Annotated in this window: 19 protein-coding genes; 7 read left to right on the top strand and 12 right to left on the bottom strand. The window is 69.7% G+C overall.

The features are described 5' to 3' along the window. Positions 1-128: 128 nt before the first annotated feature. Positions 129-1,772: a phosphoglucomutase (alpha-D-glucose-1,6-bisphosphate-dependent) gene (gene pgm / locus FY549_RS02205; protein ID WP_149083632.1), complete on the bottom strand. Its 1,644-nt coding sequence runs from the start codon at positions 1,770-1,772 to the stop codon at positions 129-131. A gap of 45 nt (positions 1,773-1,817) precedes the next feature. Here pgm and pheA point away from each other — a divergent pair, with 45 nt between their 5' ends. Then, positions 1,818-2,801 (top strand): prephenate dehydratase, encoded by a 984-nt coding sequence (pheA, locus tag FY549_RS02200; protein WP_149085951.1) that lies wholly within the window; start codon positions 1,818-1,820, stop codon positions 2,799-2,801. Positions 2,802-2,969: 168 nt separating this feature from the next. Here pheA and FY549_RS02195 read toward each other — a convergent pair whose 3' ends face one another. The 5 genes from FY549_RS02195 to FY549_RS02175 form a co-directional block, all read right to left on the bottom strand. After that, entirely contained in the window at positions 2,970-3,176 is a 207-nt protein-coding gene (locus FY549_RS02195) for a methyltransferase (RefSeq protein ID WP_149083631.1), read from the bottom strand. A gap of 103 nt (positions 3,177-3,279) precedes the next feature. Next, complete coding sequence (locus tag FY549_RS02190) at positions 3,280-4,218, bottom strand: endonuclease domain-containing protein (RefSeq protein ID WP_149083630.1); 939 nt, start codon at positions 4,216-4,218, stop codon at positions 3,280-3,282. A gap of 299 nt (positions 4,219-4,517) precedes the next feature. Next, a complete protein-coding gene (locus FY549_RS02185; RefSeq protein ID WP_149083629.1) occupies positions 4,518-5,555 on the bottom strand; it encodes an LLM class flavin-dependent oxidoreductase in 1,038 nt (345 codons plus the stop codon). 36 nt (positions 5,556-5,591) lie between these two features. Next, positions 5,592-5,819, bottom strand: coding sequence for a DUF2795 domain-containing protein (locus FY549_RS02180; RefSeq protein ID WP_149083628.1), 228 nt, complete (start codon positions 5,817-5,819; stop codon positions 5,592-5,594). A gap of 67 nt (positions 5,820-5,886) precedes the next feature. Further along, positions 5,887-6,309 carry an Hsp20/alpha crystallin family protein gene (locus FY549_RS02175; protein ID WP_025105470.1) on the bottom strand — a complete coding sequence of 141 codons (423 nt, stop codon included), beginning with the start codon at positions 6,307-6,309 and terminating at the stop codon, positions 5,887-5,889. A gap of 127 nt (positions 6,310-6,436) precedes the next feature. On the opposite strand from FY549_RS02175, the gene FY549_RS02170 reads away from it, so the two are divergent. After that, positions 6,437-6,745, top strand: coding sequence for a MerR family transcriptional regulator (locus FY549_RS02170; RefSeq protein ID WP_149083627.1), 309 nt, complete (start codon positions 6,437-6,439; stop codon positions 6,743-6,745). 78 nt (positions 6,746-6,823) lie between these two features. Continuing rightward, entirely contained in the window at positions 6,824-8,554 is a 1,731-nt protein-coding gene (locus tag FY549_RS02165; protein WP_149083626.1) for a cation:proton antiporter, read from the top strand. 163 nt (positions 8,555-8,717) lie between these two features. Here FY549_RS02165 and FY549_RS02160 read toward each other — a convergent pair whose 3' ends face one another. The 6 genes from FY549_RS02160 to FY549_RS02135 all read right to left on the bottom strand — a co-directional run bounded on the left by FY549_RS02160 (position 8,718) and on the right by FY549_RS02135 (position 13,037). Beyond that, on the bottom strand, positions 8,718-10,139 hold the full coding sequence (locus FY549_RS02160) for a dicarboxylate/amino acid:cation symporter (RefSeq protein WP_187614908.1): 1,422 nt from the start codon (positions 10,137-10,139) through the stop codon (positions 8,718-8,720). Between the two features lie 143 nt (positions 10,140-10,282). After that, positions 10,283-10,624, bottom strand: a complete 342-nt coding sequence (locus FY549_RS02155) for a hypothetical protein (RefSeq protein ID WP_149083625.1) — start codon at positions 10,622-10,624, stop codon at positions 10,283-10,285. A 169-nt stretch (positions 10,625-10,793) separates the two neighbouring features. Further along, on the bottom strand, positions 10,794-11,030 hold the full coding sequence (locus FY549_RS02150; protein ID WP_149083624.1) for a helix-turn-helix domain-containing protein: 237 nt from the start codon (positions 11,028-11,030) through the stop codon (positions 10,794-10,796). After that, a complete protein-coding gene (locus tag FY549_RS02145; RefSeq protein ID WP_149083623.1) occupies positions 11,027-11,779 on the bottom strand; it encodes a hypothetical protein in 753 nt (250 codons plus the stop codon). Before FY549_RS02145 ends, FY549_RS02150 begins: the two co-directional genes overlap by 4 nt. Then, complete coding sequence (locus tag FY549_RS02140) at positions 11,779-12,414, bottom strand: hypothetical protein (RefSeq protein WP_149083622.1); 636 nt, start codon at positions 12,412-12,414, stop codon at positions 11,779-11,781. Before FY549_RS02140 ends, FY549_RS02145 begins: the two co-directional genes overlap by 1 nt. Continuing rightward, entirely contained in the window at positions 12,414-13,037 is a 624-nt protein-coding gene (locus FY549_RS02135) for a hypothetical protein (protein ID WP_149083621.1), read from the bottom strand. The genes FY549_RS02140 and FY549_RS02135 overlap by 1 nt, the downstream gene beginning before the upstream one ends. 175 nt (positions 13,038-13,212) lie before the next feature. Between FY549_RS02135 and FY549_RS02130 the strand changes: the two genes are divergently transcribed. From FY549_RS02130 to FY549_RS02115, 4 genes are all read left to right on the top strand, one after another. Next, a complete protein-coding gene (locus FY549_RS02130) occupies positions 13,213-15,744 on the top strand; it encodes an ATP-dependent Clp protease ATP-binding subunit (RefSeq protein ID WP_025105479.1) in 2,532 nt (843 codons plus the stop codon). A 203-nt stretch (positions 15,745-15,947) separates the two neighbouring features. Beyond that, complete coding sequence (locus tag FY549_RS02125) at positions 15,948-16,448, top strand: amino-acid N-acetyltransferase (protein ID WP_071329949.1); 501 nt, start codon at positions 15,948-15,950, stop codon at positions 16,446-16,448. Between the two features lie 60 nt (positions 16,449-16,508). Then, the gene (locus FY549_RS02120; RefSeq protein ID WP_149083620.1) at positions 16,509-17,150 is read left to right on the top strand and encodes a hypothetical protein; all 642 of its coding nucleotides are present in this window, start codon (positions 16,509-16,511) and stop codon (positions 17,148-17,150) included. A gap of 236 nt (positions 17,151-17,386) precedes the next feature. Continuing rightward, the gene (locus tag FY549_RS02115; RefSeq protein ID WP_149083619.1) at positions 17,387-17,806 is read left to right on the top strand and encodes a dehydrogenase; all 420 of its coding nucleotides are present in this window, start codon (positions 17,387-17,389) and stop codon (positions 17,804-17,806) included. The last annotated feature ends 4 nt before the right edge of the window (positions 17,807-17,810 follow it).

Below are 17,810 nucleotides of genomic sequence, written 5' to 3'. Positions count from 1 at the left end.
CGCGGGAGAGGAACGTTCTTGAACCCGCAACCCCGTCCGGGCTCGGGCGGTGCGGGGGCGGGATCGAAAACTCCCCCCGACGGCTGCCGAGGGGAGCGGTTTCGATCCCGCGAAGCGGGGAGGGGGTGTCAGTCGCCGAGGGCAGCGGAGACCACCGCGCGGGCCTCGGCCTGCACTTCGGCGAGGTGCTCCGGGCCGCGCAGGCTCTCGGCGTAGAGCTTGTAGACGTCTTCGGTGCCGGACGGTCGTGCGGCGAACCACGCGTGCGGCGTCTGCACCTTGAGTCCGCCGATCGCCGCGCCGTTGCCCGGAGCATGTGAGAGCTTCGCCGTGATGTCCTCGCCGGCGAGTGTCGTCGCCGTCACCGATTCCGGGGCGAGCTTGCCGAGCGTGGCCTTCTGCTCGGGTGTCGCCGGCGCATCGACGCGCTGATACGCGGACGACCCGAAGGCGTCCTCCAGCTCCGCGTAGCGCTCCGACGGAGTCTTCCCCGTCACGGCGAGAATCTCCGCCGCGAGCAGACAGAGGAGGATGCCGTCCTTGTCGGTCGACCACACGGAACCGTCGTGACGGAGGAAGGAAGCGCCCGCTGACTCCTCGCCGCCGAATGCGACAGAGCCGTCGAGCAGTCCGGGCACGAACCACTTGAAGCCCACCGGGACCTCCAGCAGGCGCCGGCCCAGCGAGTCAGCGACCCGGTCGATGATCATGGACGACACGAGCGTCTTGCCCACCGCGGCATCGCGCGGCCAGTGCTCGCGGTGCGAGAAGAGGTAGTCGATCGCGACGGCCAGGTAGTGGTTCGGATTCATCAGCCCGGCGTCCGGGGTGACGATACCGTGGCGGTCCGCGTCGGCGTCGTTCCCGGTGAGGATGTCGTAGTCGCCCTTCTTCGCCACCAGCGCGGCCATGGCCGAGGGGGAGGACGGATCCATCCGGATCTTCTCGTCCCAGTCGAGCGTCATGAAGCGCCAGGTGGGGTCGACCTCCGGGTTCACGACAGTGAGGTCCAGATCGTGCACCTCCGCGATCAGCGACCAGTACTCCACCGACGCACCGCCCAGGGGATCGGCGCCGATTCGCACGCCAGCGCGACGGATCGCCTCGAAGTCGATGATCGAGGGGAGGTCGCGGACGTACGCGTCACGGAAGTCGTAGCCGGTGATCGCGTCCCAGTCCACGTCGGCGAAGCGCTCACGACGAACCTCGGCAAGGCCGCCGGCGATGAGCTGGTTGGCGCGCTCGGCGATCCAGCCCGTCGCATCGGTGTCGGCCGGCCCCCCGTGCGGCGGGTTGTACTTGAAGCCGCCGTCGCGGGGCGGGTTGTGCGACGGGGTGACGACGATGCCGTCGGCCCGGCCCGGGTCATCGGCGGCGCGCCCGCGGTTGTAGGTGAGGATCGCGTGACTCAGTGCCGGCGTCGGCACCCACGAGTCTCTGGCGTCGACACGAACGTCCACCCCGTTCGCAAGCAGGACCTCGATGGCGCTGCGCTCGGCCGGGAGGGACAGGGCGTGCGTGTCGCGACCGAGGAAGAGCGGGCCCGTGATGCCCTGCGCTGCGCGGTAGTCGACGATGGCCTGGGTGGTCGCGAGGATGTGGTGTTCGTTGAAGCTGTTGGTGAGCGAGGAGCCTCGGTGTCCGCTGGTACCGAAGGCCACCCGCTCGGCGACGACGTCCGGGTTCGGTACGCGGTCGTAGTAGGCGGCGATCAGCTCGTCGACGTCGATCAGGTCACTTTCCTCCGCGGGGAGGCCGGCACGGCTGCTCATGGTCTCAGTCTGCCCGGTGTGATCGATACGCGCATCCGCCTTGACATGCGGGAATGCGATGAGTCACCGAGGGATAGGCTGAACGCCGTGACCGCTCGCCGCACCTACAGCTATCTCGGACCAGCCGGAACCTTCACGGAGGCGGCGCTCGACCAGGTGGCGGAGGCCAGGGGCCAGGAATGGCGGCCCGTGCACAACGTGGGCGAAGCGCTCGCGGACGTGCTCGAGGGACGCAGCGATGCGGCCATGATCGCGATCGAGAACTCCATCGAGGGCGGCGTCTCCACCACCCAAGACGCGCTGGCGACCCTGCCAGGGCTCCGCATCATCGGCGAGTACCTGGTGAAGGTGAACTTCGTCCTCGTGGCACCGCGGGGGACCACCCTCGACCAGGTGGAAGTCATCGCCGCGCACCCCGTCGCGTACGCACAGTGCCACGGCTGGCTCGGCGAACACCTCCCGACGCATTCGCACGTTCCGGCGGCCAGCAACGTCGCGTCGGCGATCGGCGTCCTCGACGGCACCTCGCCCGCGCAGGCCGCGATCGCCGCGCCGGGGATCGTCCAGCACTACGACGTCGACGTGCTGGCGGAGGGCATCGGGGACAACGCGGCCGCCGTCACGCGGTTCGTGCTGGTCACCCGCACCACGCGCTCGCCCGCGCCGACCGGAGCCGACAAGACCTCGCTGATCGTCGAGCTCCCGCATGACCACCCGGGTTCGCTCCTGGAGATGCTGGAGCAGTTCTCGACGCGGGGGATCAACCTCTCGCTCATCGAGTCGAGGCCCATCGGCGACGAGCTCGGCCGATACCGGTTCGTCATCGACGCAGACGGGCATATCGAGCACGAGCGGATGGCCGACGCCCTGCTCGGAATCCGCCGCTTCAGCCCGCGCGTGGTGTTCCTCGGCTCGTACCCCCGTGCCGACCGGCAGATCGTGCAGTATCCCGACCGTTACTCCGACGACGTCTTCATCGAGGCCCGCGATTGGCTCCGCGGCATCCTCTCGGGCGAGCCCGAGTCCTGACCCCACCCGTGTGCCGTGCCGCGCCCGCACGCGCGGGATCGATAACGCACGTCCTCGCCGCGATCAACGCCCGTCTTCCATCCGGCACCGAGCCCCACCGGGTCGCGGGATCGGATGCCCACCCGGACCACCTGGGGTGACTCGGTGCGATCCCGTGAGGTCGCGCGGTCAGTGCTCCTGGAACCGCGGCCAGGCGCTGCCCGGCAGCATGCGCGCGTGTAGCGCGCCCTTCGCGGAGGCGAGGCTGGGATAGGTCCCGGCCGCCGCGTCCGCCCCCGCCATGGTCACCACATAGCCGTTCTCGTCGTGACGGATGCTGCCCACCACGCCGTTCATGCCGTAGGCCACCCAGAGTGCGAGTGTCTTGGTGCTCATCGTCGAACCCCTCTCTCTGCCGCTGAGGCTACGCCTCGGTACGACCGGAAGCCAGCCCTTCGAAGAAGGGGCGCTCTCCGCTGCTCGAGGAGAGGCGCCGCGCTCAGCCGTGCGCGCGGACCGGGTGGAGGGCGATCGCTCGGCGCACGCGTGCGGCGAGGGCCCCGCCACCGTCGCGCAGATCGAGCTCGGTGACCCGGATCACGAGCCAACCGTGGTCCTCGAGGTCGCGCTGGCGCCGGATGTCGGTCCGCCACTGGTCACGGTCCGTTCGATGTCCGTCGCCTTCGTACTCGATCGCGATGCGGTGTTCCGGGTAGGCGAGGTCGACGCGGGCGAGGAAGCGCCCGTCGACGGAGACGACATGCTGGATGGAAGGCTCCGGAAGGCCGAAGGTCGTGAGGAGCAGACGGGTTTCCGTCTCCTTCGGGGATTCGACACCCGGCCGTGCTAGCGGCAGAGCATCGCGTATTCGACCGCATCCAGGGAAGCGCCCCCAGCGCGCCAGGTGTCGCTCGATGCTCTCGACGGTCGCGACGGGCCGCCCGGTCCGCAGGCCCGGGTAGACGTCGGACGCGGTGAGCAGGGCATCGAGCGTGGCGACCGTCGCCACCGGCACGAACTCACGCGCGCACAGGAACAGCGCGCTGACCGGATCGACCGTCGGTACTCCGAGGACGTGCCAGGTGTCGGCCCGCCCGGGGGCGATCCGGCGCCCTCGGACGCCGACGGTCCGGGGAGGAGACGTCCCGGTAGGCACGGCCACATCCAGGGGCTCGCCCGGCGCCCAGCGAAAGGGCATGGGGAGCCCCCACAGTCTCAGGGCGGTGCGTCCGGCGAAGGACTGACCCTGCCGGAGCCGCGGTCGGTAGGAGGCCACCCGGTCGTCGAAGGTGACGGGTTCCGCCGTCGACCGCACTCCCGCGAACGGCCGCACGAGGTCTCGGCTGGAGTATCTCTTCCGGCCCACCCCGATGGCTGCGGCGTCGCGGACCGCGAAGTGAGGGCCGAGGTCGGGCGGGAGCGGAATCCGGTGTCGCATCCGTCCATGCTGGTCGCGGTGTGCCCCGACCCCGGGCGAGACCATCATTGCCGCCCGGCGTCTGGGGACAACCCGAATCCGCGGGCGTTTGTGAGGGAGGGGGCGGGAGGCTCGCGAGATCGAAAAGGGGCCTCATGGACCCGGCCGGCGACCGTTATCGATCCCGCACCGAGGAGGGAACCGGGAGCGGGATCAGAAATGCGCCGCGCGAGGCAGGTCGGGGGGCGATATCGATCCCGCGACGGCTCGGGATCCGCGACGGCTCAGGATCCCGCGACGGCTCAGGGTCCCGCGACGGCTCAGGATCCCGCGACGAGCTCCAGCGTCCGGGCACGGCCGGCGGCTGCGTCACGGGGCTCCGCGTCGTACGCCCCGGCGACGGGGGAGAGCATGACCTCGTCGACGCCGTACCGCTCGGCGAACCCGCGCACCTCGGCGGCCACAGAGTCACCGGTACCGACGAACCACCGGGACCGCGCAGCCTCGACCACCTGATCGGTCGCGGCATCGTGCGCTGCGGCGAGAGCCTGCTCGACCGTCTCGAGGGCCACGAGGGGCTGGTTGAGCCGGAGCCGAGCCATCATCCGCAGCTGCGGGAGCGCTCGGGCCTCGGCTTCCTCCACGGTCGGCGCGGCGACGGCGTTGACCGTGAGGAAGGTGCGCGGCTCCGGGTGCTCCTCGCTCGGACGGTAGTTTGTGCGGTAGAGGTCGAGGGCCCGTTCGAGGCCCTGCCCGGAGAAGTGGTTCGCGAACACGTACGGGAGGCCGAGGGAGGCGGCGAGCTGCGCGGAGTAGTCGCTCGACCCGAGCAGCCAGACGTCGGGAACCCCGGTCGCGGCCGGCGTGGCGCGCACGGTGTACTCGCCGCCGGAGGTGAAACGCACGGTGGCGCCGTCCGCGGTGAAGAGGGCGGCGATGTCCTGCACATGGCGTGGGAACTGCTCGACGTCGCTCGTCGTCCCGGATCCGCGGAGAAGCTGGGTGATGACGGGGTCGCTGCCCGCGGCCCGGCCGAGGCCAAGGTCGATGCGCCCCGGCGCGATGGCTTCGAGCGCGGCGAACTGCTCGGCCACGATCAGGGGGGCGTGGTTGGGCAGCATGACGCCGCCCGAACCCAGCCGGATCCGGGAGGTGCGGGTGGCGGCCGCCGCGATGAGGACCGGAGGAGTGGTCGACGCGACCGCCGGCATGTTGTGGTGCTCGGCGAACCAGAAGCGCCGGTAGCCGAGTCGGTCGGCGGTCTCGGCGAGGGCGAGGGAGGCGGAGATGGCCTCGGCGCTGGTCTGGCCGGAGCGGACCGGCACGAGGTCGAGGGCGGAGAGTGCGACGTCGTTCATCTCCGGGTGCAACCTGGCCGGCCGCTCCCGCATTCCCTAGGCGGCGAGCGGCGCCGCGGGCTGGAGTGCATCGGCGATCGCCAGGCGAGCGAGGCGGTACCGGATGAGCCAGGCCGCGCTGAAGCTCTGCTCCGGCAGCTCGTGCAGGGCCGCGCAGTCGTCAACGGGAAGCCCCTCGCGTGCGGCCTCGCGCAGGAGGTCGTCGCGGGTCGCGGGGTATTCCATGCCGGCGAGGAAGCGGTCGAGGGAGGAAGAGAGAGCCATGGGACGTCCTTTCTGCGAGAAGAGAAGGAGGAAGAGGGGGCGGCGCGACGGCGCCGCCCCCGGATGCTCACGCGTCGATCGCCTGGCGCTGCTCGCCGGACTCGACCACGATCTTGCGCGGCTTCGCCCGCTCGCTCACCGGGATGACGACCGACAGCACGCCGCTCTCGTAGGAGGCGCTGATGTTGTCGAGGTCGACGCCGTCGCCGAGCGAGAACTGGCGCAGGAACGACCCCGCTCCGCGCTCCCGCGCCAGCCAACGGACGCCCTCGCGGGTGTCGGCCGTGCGCTGCGCGCGGATCGTGAGCTGGCCACCGTCGAGGTCGACGTCGATGGAGCCGGGATCGGCGCCGGGGAGGTCGGCGTGCAGGATGTAGCGATCGCCGTCCCGGTACAGGTCCACGGGCATCGACCGGGGTGCGCGAACGGAGTCCAGCACGCTCGCGGCGAAGCGATCGAGCTGGCTGAAGGGATCGAAGGTCAGTGCCATGAGGGGTTTCTCCTTTCGTGCGGCCCTGCGAAGGGCTGAGGTGGTGTGCAGATTATCTGCACTTGAGGTATAGATTTGTTATAGAACAGCATCAGGAATCGCGCAACCCCGAACCGAGGACATCCGGATGACCACACGCGACTCGCGAACCCCGCTCTACGGCATCGCCGTGGCCGCTCAGCTCGTCGACCTCCCCGAGGCGACGATCCGGCTGTTCGAGAGCAAGGGGCTCGTCGCACCGGCCCGCAGCGACGGCGGCACCCGCCGGTTCAGCGACGACGACATCAGGCGACTGCGCCGGGCGGCGGAGCTGCGCGGCGACGGCATCAACATCGCCGGGATCGCGCGGGTCCTCGACCTGCAGGACGAGAACGCCGACCTCCGCGAGGCGCTCGACGCGGAGAGCTCCGCACGGGACCAGCCCGGCACCCCGTGACTTTCGCGTCCCCTCCGCGCGTGTCCGAAGGCACAGCGGAGGCGCGGGGCGCGCCGGCGTCGCCGCTACGCTTTCCGCATGGAAGCCGGGATCTTCTACGTCCTCGTCGGAGCGGTCGCCGTCGCCGCCGTCGCGCGTTCACGCGGCTGGCCCGCACCGCTGCTCGTGACCGTCGTCGCCCTCGCCGCGTCCTTCCTCCCGTTCGTACCGGAGCTCGACGTCGACGGACACCTGCTGCTGAGCCTCGTGCTGCCGCCGCTGCTGTACTCCGCGGCGCTGGACGTGTCGTTCGTCGGGTTCAAACGCAGCCTCCCCCAGATCCGCCGCCTGGGGATCTGGCTCGTGCTGCTCACCGCGCTGGCCGTCGGACTCGTGGCCTGGCTGATCCTGCCGTCGCTCACGCTTCCGGGCGCGCTGCTGCTCGGGGCGATCGTGGCCCCGCCCGACGCGGTGTCGGCGGCGGCGATCGGTCGTCGTCTCGGTCTGCCCCGTCGCATCATGACGGTGCTGTCGGGCGAGAGTCTCATCAACGACGCGACCTCTCTCACGCTGTACCGCGTGTTCGCCGCGATCCTCGCCGGTGCCACGGTCTCGGTCTGGGGTGGCGTCTGGCAGTTCCTTCTGGCCGTGGGGGTGGGCGTGGGCATCGGCCTCGTCTTCGGGGTCGTGCTGCATCAGCTCCGGATGCGGATCGGCGACCCGGTCGTGATCGGGACCTTCGGCCTGCTCGCGCCGTTCGGCGCCTACGGCATCGCGGAGCACCTGCAGGGGTCGGGCGTCCTCGCGGTCGTGGCGATGGGGCTCTTCGTCGGCTTCAACGCCCCTCGCACCGACTACACGACCCGGCAACAGGAGGCGCCGCTGTGGCTGTCCGCCGACCTGCTGCTGGAGAGCTTCGTGTTCGCCTACATCGGCCTCCAGTTCCCGAGGGTGCTCAGCGACCTCGGCAGCGAGTCGGTGGGGCACATCCTCCTGCTCTCCGGCGCCGTGCTCCTGGTGGTGCTCGTGGTGCGGCCGCTCTACATCTACCCGATCAGCGCCTGGTCGAACTTCCAGGACCGTCGTCGGCTCGCCCGTATGGACCGCGGTATCGCGTCCGGGGAGTTCGATGAACGTCGCCGCCGGTCCCGGCGCTGGCGCGACCACAGCACGGACGAGCTGCGGACGCAGATCGTGCGGGAGCGGATGGCGGGTCTCCGGCTGACCTGGAAGGACAACGCCGTCATCTCGTGGGCGGGCATGCGGGGTGTGGTGACCCTCGCGATCGCGGTGGCCGCTGCCGACCTCGCTGGGCTCGACACGGAGGCGGCGCACGCCATCGTCGTCGTCGCCTTCATCGTCACGGTGGGCACGCTTCTCCTGCAGGGGCTCACGCTGCCACTGCTCATCCGCCGTCTGCAGATCGCGGGGGACGAGGAGCGGGAGGAGGACGCGGCCGCTCTGCGGAACGTCAAGGCCAAGAGCCGAGAAGCGGGCAAGGCCTATCTCGCCGAGAAGCGTCGGGAGTGGGAGCAGAAGCACGGCGAGGTGGACCTCGGCATGTTCGACGCGTTCACCAAGCGCATGACCCGGGTGGAGAAGGACACCGACGACGCGCAGGAGGTGGAGGACACGGTCGCGCGCCCCTCCTACGACGACCTGGTCGCGCTCACGAAGGGGTGGTTGCAGGTGCGGCGGGAGATCCTCGTGGCCGAGCGTGACGCCGGGGAGCTCGACGAGGAGGTCATGCGCGAGCTGCTGGCCGCGATGGATGCCGAGGAGCTCGCCCTCGACACCCGCGGCGCGACCCGCCCCCTGAGCCGCAACTGACTCCCCTTCCCGCCGACCCACCCCTTTTCCGTTCGTCCCGGCCCCTTCCGGTCGCACGCAAGGGGCCGGGACGCACGAAAAGGGGTGGGTCGGCGGAGGTGCGGGGATACGAAGAGCGCCCCACCTCCCGAAGGAGGGTGGGGCGCTCTGTGCGCGACCGGGCTCAGCGGGTGCTGGCGGGCTCCGGGGCGGAGGTGGCGGGCGCCTCGGGTGCGTCGTCGCCGGAGTCATCGGCGAAGGGCAGGCCCTCGCGCGGTGCGTTGTAGAGCTCCTCGTCCAGGATGCCCTCGCGCTTCGCGACGATCGCGGGGACGAGCGCCTGACCCGCGACGTTCACGGCCGTGCGGCCCATGTCGAGGATCGGGTCGATCGCGAGGAGCAGGCCGACGCCCTCGAGCGGCAGTCCCAGGGTGGACAGCGTCAGCGTGAGCATGACGACCGCACCCGTGGTGCCGGCGGTGGCAGCGGAGCCGACGACCGAGACGATCACGATCAGCAGGTACTGCACGAAGTTCAGCTCGATGCCGAAGAACTGCGCGACGAAGATCGCGGCGATGGCCGGGTAGATCGCGGCGCAGCCGTCCATCTTCGTCGTCGCGCCCAGCGGCACCGCGAACGAAGCGTAGGAGCGGGGCACGCCGAGGTTGCGCTCGGTCACGCGCTCCGTGAGCGGCAGCGTCCCGATGGAGGAGCGGCTCACGAAGGCGAGCTGCACCGCGGGCCACACGCCCGAGAAGTACTGCTTGATGGACAGGCCGTGCGTGCGGACCAGGATCGGGTACACGACGAACAGCACGAGCGCGAGGCCGATGTAGACCGCGGCCGCGAACCAGCCGAGCGACGCCAGCTTCTCCCAGCCGTACTTGATGACGGCGGAGCCGATGAGGCCGAACGTGCCGAGCGGGGCGATGCGGATGATCCACCAGAGCACGCGCTGGATGACCTTGAGCAGCGACTCGGTGAAGACGAGGAACGGCTCGGCCTTCTTGCCGGCCTTGAGCGCCGCGATGCCGACGACGGCGGCCACCACGATCACCTGGAGGATGTTGAAGCCGACGCTCGACGTGAACGAGCCCTCGGTAGCGCCGGGGGAGGTGCTGACGGTCAGGCCGAGGAAGTTCTGCGGGATGAGACCGAGCAGGAAGTTCCACCAGGTGCCGACCGTGTACGGCTCGCCCGGCTCCAGGCCCTCGCCGGCGCGGCTGCCCGGCTGGATCACGAGGCCGAGGACGATGCCGATGACGACCGCGATGAAAGCGGTGATCGCGAACCACAGGATGGTCTGCCCGGCGAGGCGTGCGGCGTTCTGCACGCGACGGAGGTTCGAGATGCTCGCGACGATCGCGGTGAAGATCAACGGGACGACGGCCGCGCGGAGCAGCGTCACATAGGAGCTGCCGATCGTGTCGAGTGTGGCCGACACTCCGGTGGGGTTCTCGGCCGTGGCGCCGAGCTGACGACCGATCAGGCCGGCGGCGATGCCGAGGACGAGGGCGGCGATGATCTGGAAGCCGAACGAGGTCAGCAGCTTCCGGACCGGCCCGCGGGTGTCTGGCGCCTTCTGGGCGCGTGCGGTGGTGCTCATTGAGGTGGGGACTCCAGAATCGCGGCGCGCCGGGTGCACGCCATGAGGCTCAACGCTAGGAGAGCCTGAGAATTCCCTGGGCGGATATGACGAAGGATGACGGCCACCCTCCCACGGCCGTCATCCTTCGCTGCGATCCGCCGTCAGGGCGTGACGCAGTTCTGGAGATTGTCCTGGATGATCTGTGTCGTGAGGGCTTTGTCGGCCTCGTCGCGCTGCTTGTCCTCGCCGTCGGCGATGTACCCGAGCGTCTCGTTGCTGAGGTCGGAGTCGACGAGTGCCTCCGCGAGGCACGTGGCCGCCTCGTCGGTCATGGCGTCCTCCTGCGCGGTGCCTTGGAAGACCTGCTGGATGCCGTCGGCCACGTCATCGACCGAGGGGCGGCTCTCTCCCGCGCAGGCGGCGAGGGAGAAGGCGAGGGCAGCGGCCGGGACGATCGCCAGGAGGCGGAGGCCGCGACGCGAAGGGGTGCGGGTGCTGGTCATGAGGCGACCGTACCCACTCACAGCCGACTCATAGAAGGGGCTTGCAATCCCCTGTGTGACCATGCTCGCCCTCCCGCCGACCCACCCCTCTTTGTGCGTCCCGGCCCCCTGCGCGCGTCCGCAAGAGGCCGGGGTGCGCGGAAGGGGGTGGGTCGACGGTGTCAGCGTGTCAGCGATCGGCGAGGACGAGGAGTTCGCCGACCTCGCAGTCGAGCGCCTCGCAGATGGCCCGCAGCGTGGAGTAACGGATCGCGCGAGCGCGGTCGTTCTTCAGCACCGACAGGTTCACGATGCTGACCCCGACGGCGGCGCTCAGCTCCGTCAGGGTCATGCCGCGGGCGGCCAGCAGCTCGTCGAGACGGCAGTGGATTCCCGTGAACTCGTCGTCGCTCTCCGCCGGGCTCACACCAGCCCCTCCGTCTCGCGCTCCAGGGCCGCGCGCTCCTGCTCCACGCGCATGCCCTGACGGAACACCGCGGCGAGGGCGAGGAGGCCGAGCGCTGCCGCGAACGGCAGCGGTGTGACCGTGAGCTGATACGCCGGCGGATACCACTCGCTGTCCACGGGCAACGCCTCCCGCAGCCCCGCGGTGGCGGCGATGCCGTTCAGCAGGTCGGAAAGAACCCCGAGAGCCATCAGCGCGAGCGCGCCGCCGACGAGCGCGCGGCCCACGGTGCGGGAGAAGGCGCGACCGCGGAGGGTATGGAAGCAGATGAGGGCGAGGACGACGGCGGGCACGGTGGTGAGCGCGAGGGTGCTGAGCTGCGCCGCGGCCGCGAGGAGACGGAGGCCGAGCGAGGCGTTGCCCACGGTGAAGTCCGAGAGGTTCGTGCCGCCGCAGCTGAGCATGGTCGTCGTGCTGTCGCCGTACTCCGAGCACGGGAGGCTCGCGGGCCAGTCGAGGAAGACCGTCGTCGCCCCGTGCAGCTCCGCCCCGTCCACCGCGAACGCCTTGACGACGATGACCATCGCGCCGAGTGCGGAGAGCGTGATCCACCACCCGGACAGCGTGAGCGCCGCATCGAGGGCGACGGTGCGGCTGCCGCGGCGACGGCTGTTCCAGACCACGAGGGCGACGACCGCGGCACAGACCGCGAGCGCGATCCCGGTGTTGAGCAGCGAGGGCCAGACGGCCTCCGAGCCGAACGTGATCATCAGACCAGTCCCTCCGTGTCGCGCTCCAGCACGACCTTCTCCTGTTGTAGCCGGATACCGCGACGGAAGGCGACGGCGATCAACCCGACGGTCACCCCGACGGCGAAGATCGGTGCGATCGTCCAGAACTCGATCGGGTGGACGGGCTCCCCGTCGCCGAGGCCGAGAGCCGCGGTCACGCCGTTCCGCCCCATGGTCTCGAGCATCACGATCGCGATCGGCGCGAGCACGAGCGTCCAGCCGATCACGTCGAAGGCGCGTGCGTTGCCCGGCACGAAGAACCGGCCGCGGAGGAAGTTCCAGGCGACGAGCGTCACCGCGCCGATGATGGCGACGGCGGCCAGGACCCACAGTGCGATGGCCGCGACGATGGCGGCGATCGAGACGCCGTTCACTCCGGTCGCGAAGACCATCGCTTCCTGCGCGATGCCCTCGACGGAGATCTGACCGGAATCCGTGGTCGCCGAGATCGGCTGTTCGTCGATGGGGATCGACCACGCGATCCCGGCGTCCCGGAAGGTGCCGGCGACGCGCAGCATCGTCGCGAGGCCGACGGTCACGAGAGCCGCGGCCGCGTAGAGGATGACGGTGATCGCGTCGGCCCGCTCGGAGCGGGTGGCGGTGTCGGTGGCCATCAGACCAGTCCCTCCGTGTCGCGCTGCAGACGGCGGCCGATGGTGAAGACGCCTGCCACGAGAGCCAGGGCGAACGCCCACCCCACGGGTGCGAGATCGAACTCCATGAGCAGCGCCCACAGCACGTCCTCGACCGCGGGGTCGGTCGCGGCGAGATCCTTCACGATCTCGGCGCGGCCGATGCCCCCGGCGAGCTGCCCGAACAGGGTGCCCGCCATCAGCAGGCAGGCGGCGACGGCGAACATCCACCCGAGGGAGGCGCGGAACGGTCGGGAGCGGATGAGGGAGACGCCCAGCCACCAGACCACCGCGCACAGCGCCACGGTGGCGAGCGCGGGGAGCGCCGTCTCGAGCAGTAGCAGCCAGCGGGCGCTCGTGGAAGGCGCGGTGAGCGTGACGAGGGCGGAGTCCACGGTGGCGCTCTCGACCCCGACCACGCCGTCCAGGGCGGAGAGGTCGACGTCGTGCACCGGCATCGCGACCGTCGGCGACGGAGAGAACAGTGCACCGGCGGCCTGCGCGACGGCGACGACGGCGCCGATCCCGACGCTGACGGCGCCGGTCGCGATGAGCCCGAGTGCGACGCCGTCGGCGAGCGAGGGGCGTCTTCCTGTGGCGAGCATGAGCTCCTCCTGACTGTCCGGGTTTATCGACTTTCGTTAACATAACGACTGTCGATAAACCCGTCAAGACCTCGCTATGCCCACGGCGAACACGGGCATACCCGCCATTCCTGGTCGTTACTCTCGATGTACAAGCGCTTCATGCGTCTTCGCCCCGTGCGAATAAGGAGTCAACATGTTCGAGAGATTCACGGACCGAGCCCGTCGAGTGGTCGTCCTCGCCCAAGAAGAGGCGAAGATGCTCAACCACAACTACATCGGCACCGAGCACATCCTGCTCGGCCTCATCCACGAGGGCGAGGGCGTCGCAGCCAAGGCGCTGGAGTCGCTCGGCATCTCCCTCGACGCCGTGCGCGAGCAGGTGCAGGACATCATCGGCCAGGGTCAGCAGCAGCCGACCGGCCACATCCCGTTCACCCCGCGCGCCAAGAAGGTGCTCGAGCTGAGCCTCCGCGAGGCCCTGCAGCTCGGACACAACTACATCGGCACCGAGCACATCCTCCTCGGCCTCATCCGTGAGGGCGAGGGCGTGGCTGCTCAGGTGCTCGTCAAGCTGGGCGCCGACCTCAACAAGGTGCGGCAGCAGGTCATCCAGCTGCTGTCCGGCGCTCCGGGGCGCGAGCCCGCGTCCGTCGGCGCGCAGTCCAACGACACCCCGTCGGGTGCGCAGGGCGGCTCGCAGGTGCTCGACCAGTTCGGTCGCAACCTCACGCAGGCCGCGCGCGACAACAAGCTCGATCCCGTGATCGGGCGCGAGAAGGAGGCGGAGCGGGTCATGCAGATCCTCTCCCGTCGCTCCAAGAACAACCCCGTCCTCATTGGAGAGCCCGGCGTCGGCAAGACCGCCGTCGTCGAGGGCCTCGCGCAGGCCATCGTCAAGGGCGATGTGCCCGAGACGCTGAAGGACAAGCAGCTCTACTCGCTCGACCTCGGCTCGCTCATCGCCGGTTCCCGCTACCGCGGTGACTTCGAGGAGCGCCTGAAGAAGGTCACCAAGGAGATCCGCACGCGCGGCGACATCATCGTCTTCATCGACGAGATCCACACCCTCGTGGGTGCGGGTGCCGCCGAGGGCGCGATCGACGCGGCCAGCATCCTCAAGCCGCTGCTCGCCCGCGGTGAGCTCCAGACGATCGGGGCCACCACGCTCGACGAATACCGCAAGCACTTCGAGAAGGACGCCGCACTCGAGCGCCGCTTCCAGCCGGTGCAGGTGAACGAGCCGACGCTGCCGCACGCGATCAACATCCTCAAGGGGCTGCGCGACCGGTACGAGGCGCACCACAAGGTGCAGATCACCGACGGCGCGATCGTGGCCGCGGCGAACCTCGCCGACCGCTACGTCTCCGACCGCTTCCTCCCGGACAAGGCCATCGACCTGATCGACGAGGCCGGTGCACGTCTGCGCCTGTCGATCCTGTCCAGCCCGCCCGAGCTGCGCGAGTTCGACGAGAAGATCGCCGCCGTGCGTGAGCAGAAGGAGATCGCCTCCGAGGAGCAGGACTTCGAGAAGGCCGCCTCGCTGCGTGACGAGGAGAAGAGCCTCCTCGCGGAGCGGCTGCGTCTGGAGAAGCAGTGGCGCGCGGGCGACGTCGCGACCCAGGCGGTCGTCGACGAGGGCCTGATCGCCGAGGTGCTCGCCCAGGCGACCGGCATCCCCGTGTTCAAGCTGACCGAGGAGGAGTCCAGCCGACTCGTCTTCATGGAAAAGGCGCTGCACCAGCGCGTCATCGGTCAGGAGGAGGCCATCGCGGCCCTCTCCAAGACCATCCGTCGTCAGCGTGCCGGCCTCAAGGACCCGAAGCGTCCCTCCGGTTCGTTCATCTTCGCCGGCCCCACGGGCGTCGGAAAGACGGAGCTGGCCAAGGCGCTCGCGGAGTTCCTCTTCGACGACGAGGCCGCCCTCATCTCGCTCGACATGAGCGAATTCGGCGAGAAGCACACCGTCTCGCGACTGTTCGGTGCCCCTCCCGGGTTCGTCGGCTTCGAAGAGGGTGGCCAGCTCACCGAGAAGGTGCGCCGCAAGCCGTTCAGCGTGGTCCTCTTCGACGAGATCGAGAAGGCGCACCCTGACATCTTCAACTCGCTGCTGCAGATCCTGGAAGAAGGTCGTCTCACCGACGGTCAGGGTCGGATCGTGGACTTCAAGAACACGGTCATCATCATGACCACGAACCTCGGTGCGCGCGACATCGCCGGCGGCCCCGTCGGCTTCCAGATCGAGGGCAACAACGCCACGAGCTACGAGCGGATGAAGGGCAAGGTGAACGAAGAGCTCAAGCGGCACTTCAAGCCCGAGTTCCTCAACCGCGTCGACGACATCATCGTCTTCCCGCAGCTGAGCAAGGACGAGCTGGTGCAGATCGTCGACCTGTTCACGAAGCGCCTCGGCGAGCGTCTGCTCGACCGCGACATGACGATCGAGCTGTCGCAGTCCGCCAAGGAGCGTCTGATCGAGATCGGTTTCGACCCGGCCCTGGGCGCTCGCCCGCTGCGCCGCGCGATGCAGCACGAGATCGAGGACCGTCTGTCGGAGAAGATCCTGCACGGCGAACTCGACTCGGGAGACCACGTGAAGGTCGACGCGAAGGACGGGGAGTTCCTGTTCGAGCACGGCCCGCGCGGCGAGAAGGTGGCGGTCGGTGTCAACACCGGCGGCGGCGCGATCTCCGGCACGCCCGACCTGGCGATCACCGGCAACGACTGATCCTCGACACCATCACCCGAAGGGGCGGATGCGACAGCATCCGCCCCTTCGTCGTCTCCCCGCATCGCCCCCTCCCGGTACGACGTCGGACCGGCGAGGCGACACGCGGGGCGACGCCCCCAGGCGGCGGGGTGACGGCCGGGATCTCCGAAGCCGTGCCGCGTCGGAGTGGTGACGGCAGGGGCGGGACCTAGGCTGGTCGGGTGAGCGCGTACATCGTCCGGCCGGCCCGCAGCGCCGACATCGTCAGCATCCGGAACCTGCTCCAGCCGATGGTGGAGCAGCGCATCCTTCTCGGCAAAGACCTCGCCGTGCTCTATGGCGCCGTGCAGGAGTTCGTCGTCGCCGAAGCCGATGGCGAGCTGATCGGTTGCGGAGCGCTCCATGTGATCTGGGAGGACCTGGGCGAGGTGCGCACACTGCTCGTCCGCGACGACTGGCTGCATCACGGCGTCGGTCGGGCCATCGTCGAGCGGCTGGAGGAGAACGCGCGGGCGCTCGGCCTCACGCGGCTGTTCTGTCTCACCTTCGAGGTGGACTTCTTCGGCCGTCGGGGCTTCACGCCGATCGGGGAGCAGGTCGTCGATCCCGACGTGTACTCGCAGCTCCTGCGCAGCGGTGATGCCGGCGTCGAGGAGTTCCTCGACCTCGCGCACGTGAAGCCGAACACCCTCGGCAACACGCGCATGCTCAAGGTGCTCTGAGCCCGGGCCACCGCCTCGCGCCTCCCAGGCTCACGGAGGCCGATCGCTTAGCCTGGAGGCATGCCCCGCCACTCCGCCGCCGTGTACCGTCGTCGGCGGCTGGCGGTGCTGCTCGGGCTGATCCTCGTCCTCGCGATCGTCGGTGCCGCCGTCTGGCTTCTCGTCGCACGGCCCTGGGCGGCCGGGGGACAGAGCCCCGCGCCGACCTCCTCCGCGGCCGCGGACCCGACCCCGTCCGCGCCGTCCTCTCCGTCGCCCTCACCGTCGCCGTCGGCGGACGCCACTCCGGCGGTCGTCGCGTGTGAGGCGAAGGATGTCGAGGTGAAGGCTGTCACGGACGCCGAGTCGTACGCGGCGGGCGTCTCGCCGAAGCTCTCCATCTCCCTGACGAACACGGGCACCCGGGACTGCACGATCGACGTCGGCTCGACGACGCAGGTGTTCACGGTCTCCAGCGGCTCCGACGTATGGTGGCGCTCCACCGACTGCCAGGAGAACCCGAGCAGCATGATCGCCACGCTCACGGCCGGGGCCACCGTAGTGAGCAAGGAGCCGGTCGTCTGGGATCGCACGCGGTCCAGTGTCGAGACGTGCGCACAGGAGAACCGCCAGCGTGCTCCTGGCGGGGGAGCGTCGTACCACGTGGGCGTCTCGATCGGTGGTTTCCCCAGCGCGTCCACCACGCAGATCCTCTTGTTCTAGGCGAAGCGGGCCTGTGCTGACAGGACTCCTTCTTTGGGATACCATAGAGGTGACTCTCCGCCTATGCGGCAACATGCCATCCCCAGTGGCGTCGAACTACAGCGTCCCCAGCGCTTCGACACCGCCGCCCGAGAGTCCGAGGGCCCTCTCGAGTACCCCAGTCCCCAATGGAGGACTCGAGAGGGCCCCAATCATGTCCGGCGCGGATCCCGGGCCCCGGTGCCTAAGCTGGGAGCATGGCAGCGAAGAAGGCGAAGTCCGGGAAGAGCCCGAAGAGGAAGCCCGCCCCCGAGGACTTCCGGTCCGAGGCGTTGGCGGTCGCCCTCGAGAAGCAGGACGTCGCCGCCGTGGCCCTCGCCCTGCGGCACGGCACCACCGTCGTTCCCCTCATCAAACCGGGCGCTCGTGACAACCCGCTCGACAGCGGCGAGGTGTGGACCTACCGCGACCCGAACTCCGGTGACCTCGCGCTGCTGCTCTTCAGCGATGCGAAGAACAAGCCCGCGAACCTGCCGCCGGGCGTCGGGATCTTCGACGCGACCTGGCTGCGCACCTTCCTCTCGGCGCACCCGATCACGACCGTCTTCCTCGACATCGCCGGACCCCACCCGATGCAGGCTGACCCGGTGGAGCTGCTCAAGGCTCTCGACGCCTGACAGT

It is taken from the genome of Microbacterium sp. 1S1 (assembly GCF_008271365.1).
In the GTDB taxonomy this organism is placed as follows: domain Bacteria; phylum Actinomycetota; class Actinomycetes; order Actinomycetales; family Microbacteriaceae; genus Microbacterium.
This window is presented reverse-complemented; position numbering and strand designations above follow the sequence as displayed.

Excerpts from the sequence above, each read along its gene's own strand:
- pgm (WP_149083632.1), bottom strand. The coding sequence starts at position 1,772 with ATGAGCAGCCGTGCCGGCCTCCCCGCGGAGGAAAGTGACCTGATCGAC.
- pheA (WP_149085951.1), top strand. The coding sequence starts at position 1,818 with ATGCGGGAATGCGATGAGTCACCGAGGGATAGGCTGAACGCCGTGACC.
- FY549_RS02195 (WP_149083631.1), bottom strand. The coding sequence starts at position 3,176 with ATGAGCACCAAGACACTCGCACTCTGGGTGGCCTACGGCATGAACGGC.
- FY549_RS02190 (WP_149083630.1), bottom strand. The coding sequence starts at position 4,218 with ATGCGACACCGGATTCCGCTCCCGCCCGACCTCGGCCCTCACTTCGCG.
- FY549_RS02185 (WP_149083629.1), bottom strand. The coding sequence starts at position 5,555 with ATGAACGACGTCGCACTCTCCGCCCTCGACCTCGTGCCGGTCCGCTCC.
- FY549_RS02180 (WP_149083628.1), bottom strand. The coding sequence starts at position 5,819 with ATGGCTCTCTCTTCCTCCCTCGACCGCTTCCTCGCCGGCATGGAATAC.
- FY549_RS02175 (WP_025105470.1), bottom strand. The coding sequence starts at position 6,309 with ATGGCACTGACCTTCGATCCCTTCAGCCAGCTCGATCGCTTCGCCGCG.
- FY549_RS02170 (WP_149083627.1), top strand. The coding sequence starts at position 6,437 with ATGACCACACGCGACTCGCGAACCCCGCTCTACGGCATCGCCGTGGCC.
- FY549_RS02165 (WP_149083626.1), top strand. The coding sequence starts at position 6,824 with ATGGAAGCCGGGATCTTCTACGTCCTCGTCGGAGCGGTCGCCGTCGCC.
- FY549_RS02160 (WP_187614908.1), bottom strand. The coding sequence starts at position 10,139 with ATGAGCACCACCGCACGCGCCCAGAAGGCGCCAGACACCCGCGGGCCG.
- FY549_RS02155 (WP_149083625.1), bottom strand. The coding sequence starts at position 10,624 with ATGACCAGCACCCGCACCCCTTCGCGTCGCGGCCTCCGCCTCCTGGCG.
- FY549_RS02145 (WP_149083623.1), bottom strand. The coding sequence starts at position 11,779 with ATGATCACGTTCGGCTCGGAGGCCGTCTGGCCCTCGCTGCTCAACACC.
- FY549_RS02140 (WP_149083622.1), bottom strand. The coding sequence starts at position 12,414 with ATGGCCACCGACACCGCCACCCGCTCCGAGCGGGCCGACGCGATCACC.
- FY549_RS02135 (WP_149083621.1), bottom strand. The coding sequence starts at position 13,037 with ATGCTCGCCACAGGAAGACGCCCCTCGCTCGCCGACGGCGTCGCACTC.
- FY549_RS02130 (WP_025105479.1), top strand. The coding sequence starts at position 13,213 with ATGTTCGAGAGATTCACGGACCGAGCCCGTCGAGTGGTCGTCCTCGCC.
- FY549_RS02120 (WP_149083620.1), top strand. The coding sequence starts at position 16,509 with ATGCCCCGCCACTCCGCCGCCGTGTACCGTCGTCGGCGGCTGGCGGTG.
- FY549_RS02115 (WP_149083619.1), top strand. The coding sequence starts at position 17,387 with ATGGCAGCGAAGAAGGCGAAGTCCGGGAAGAGCCCGAAGAGGAAGCCC.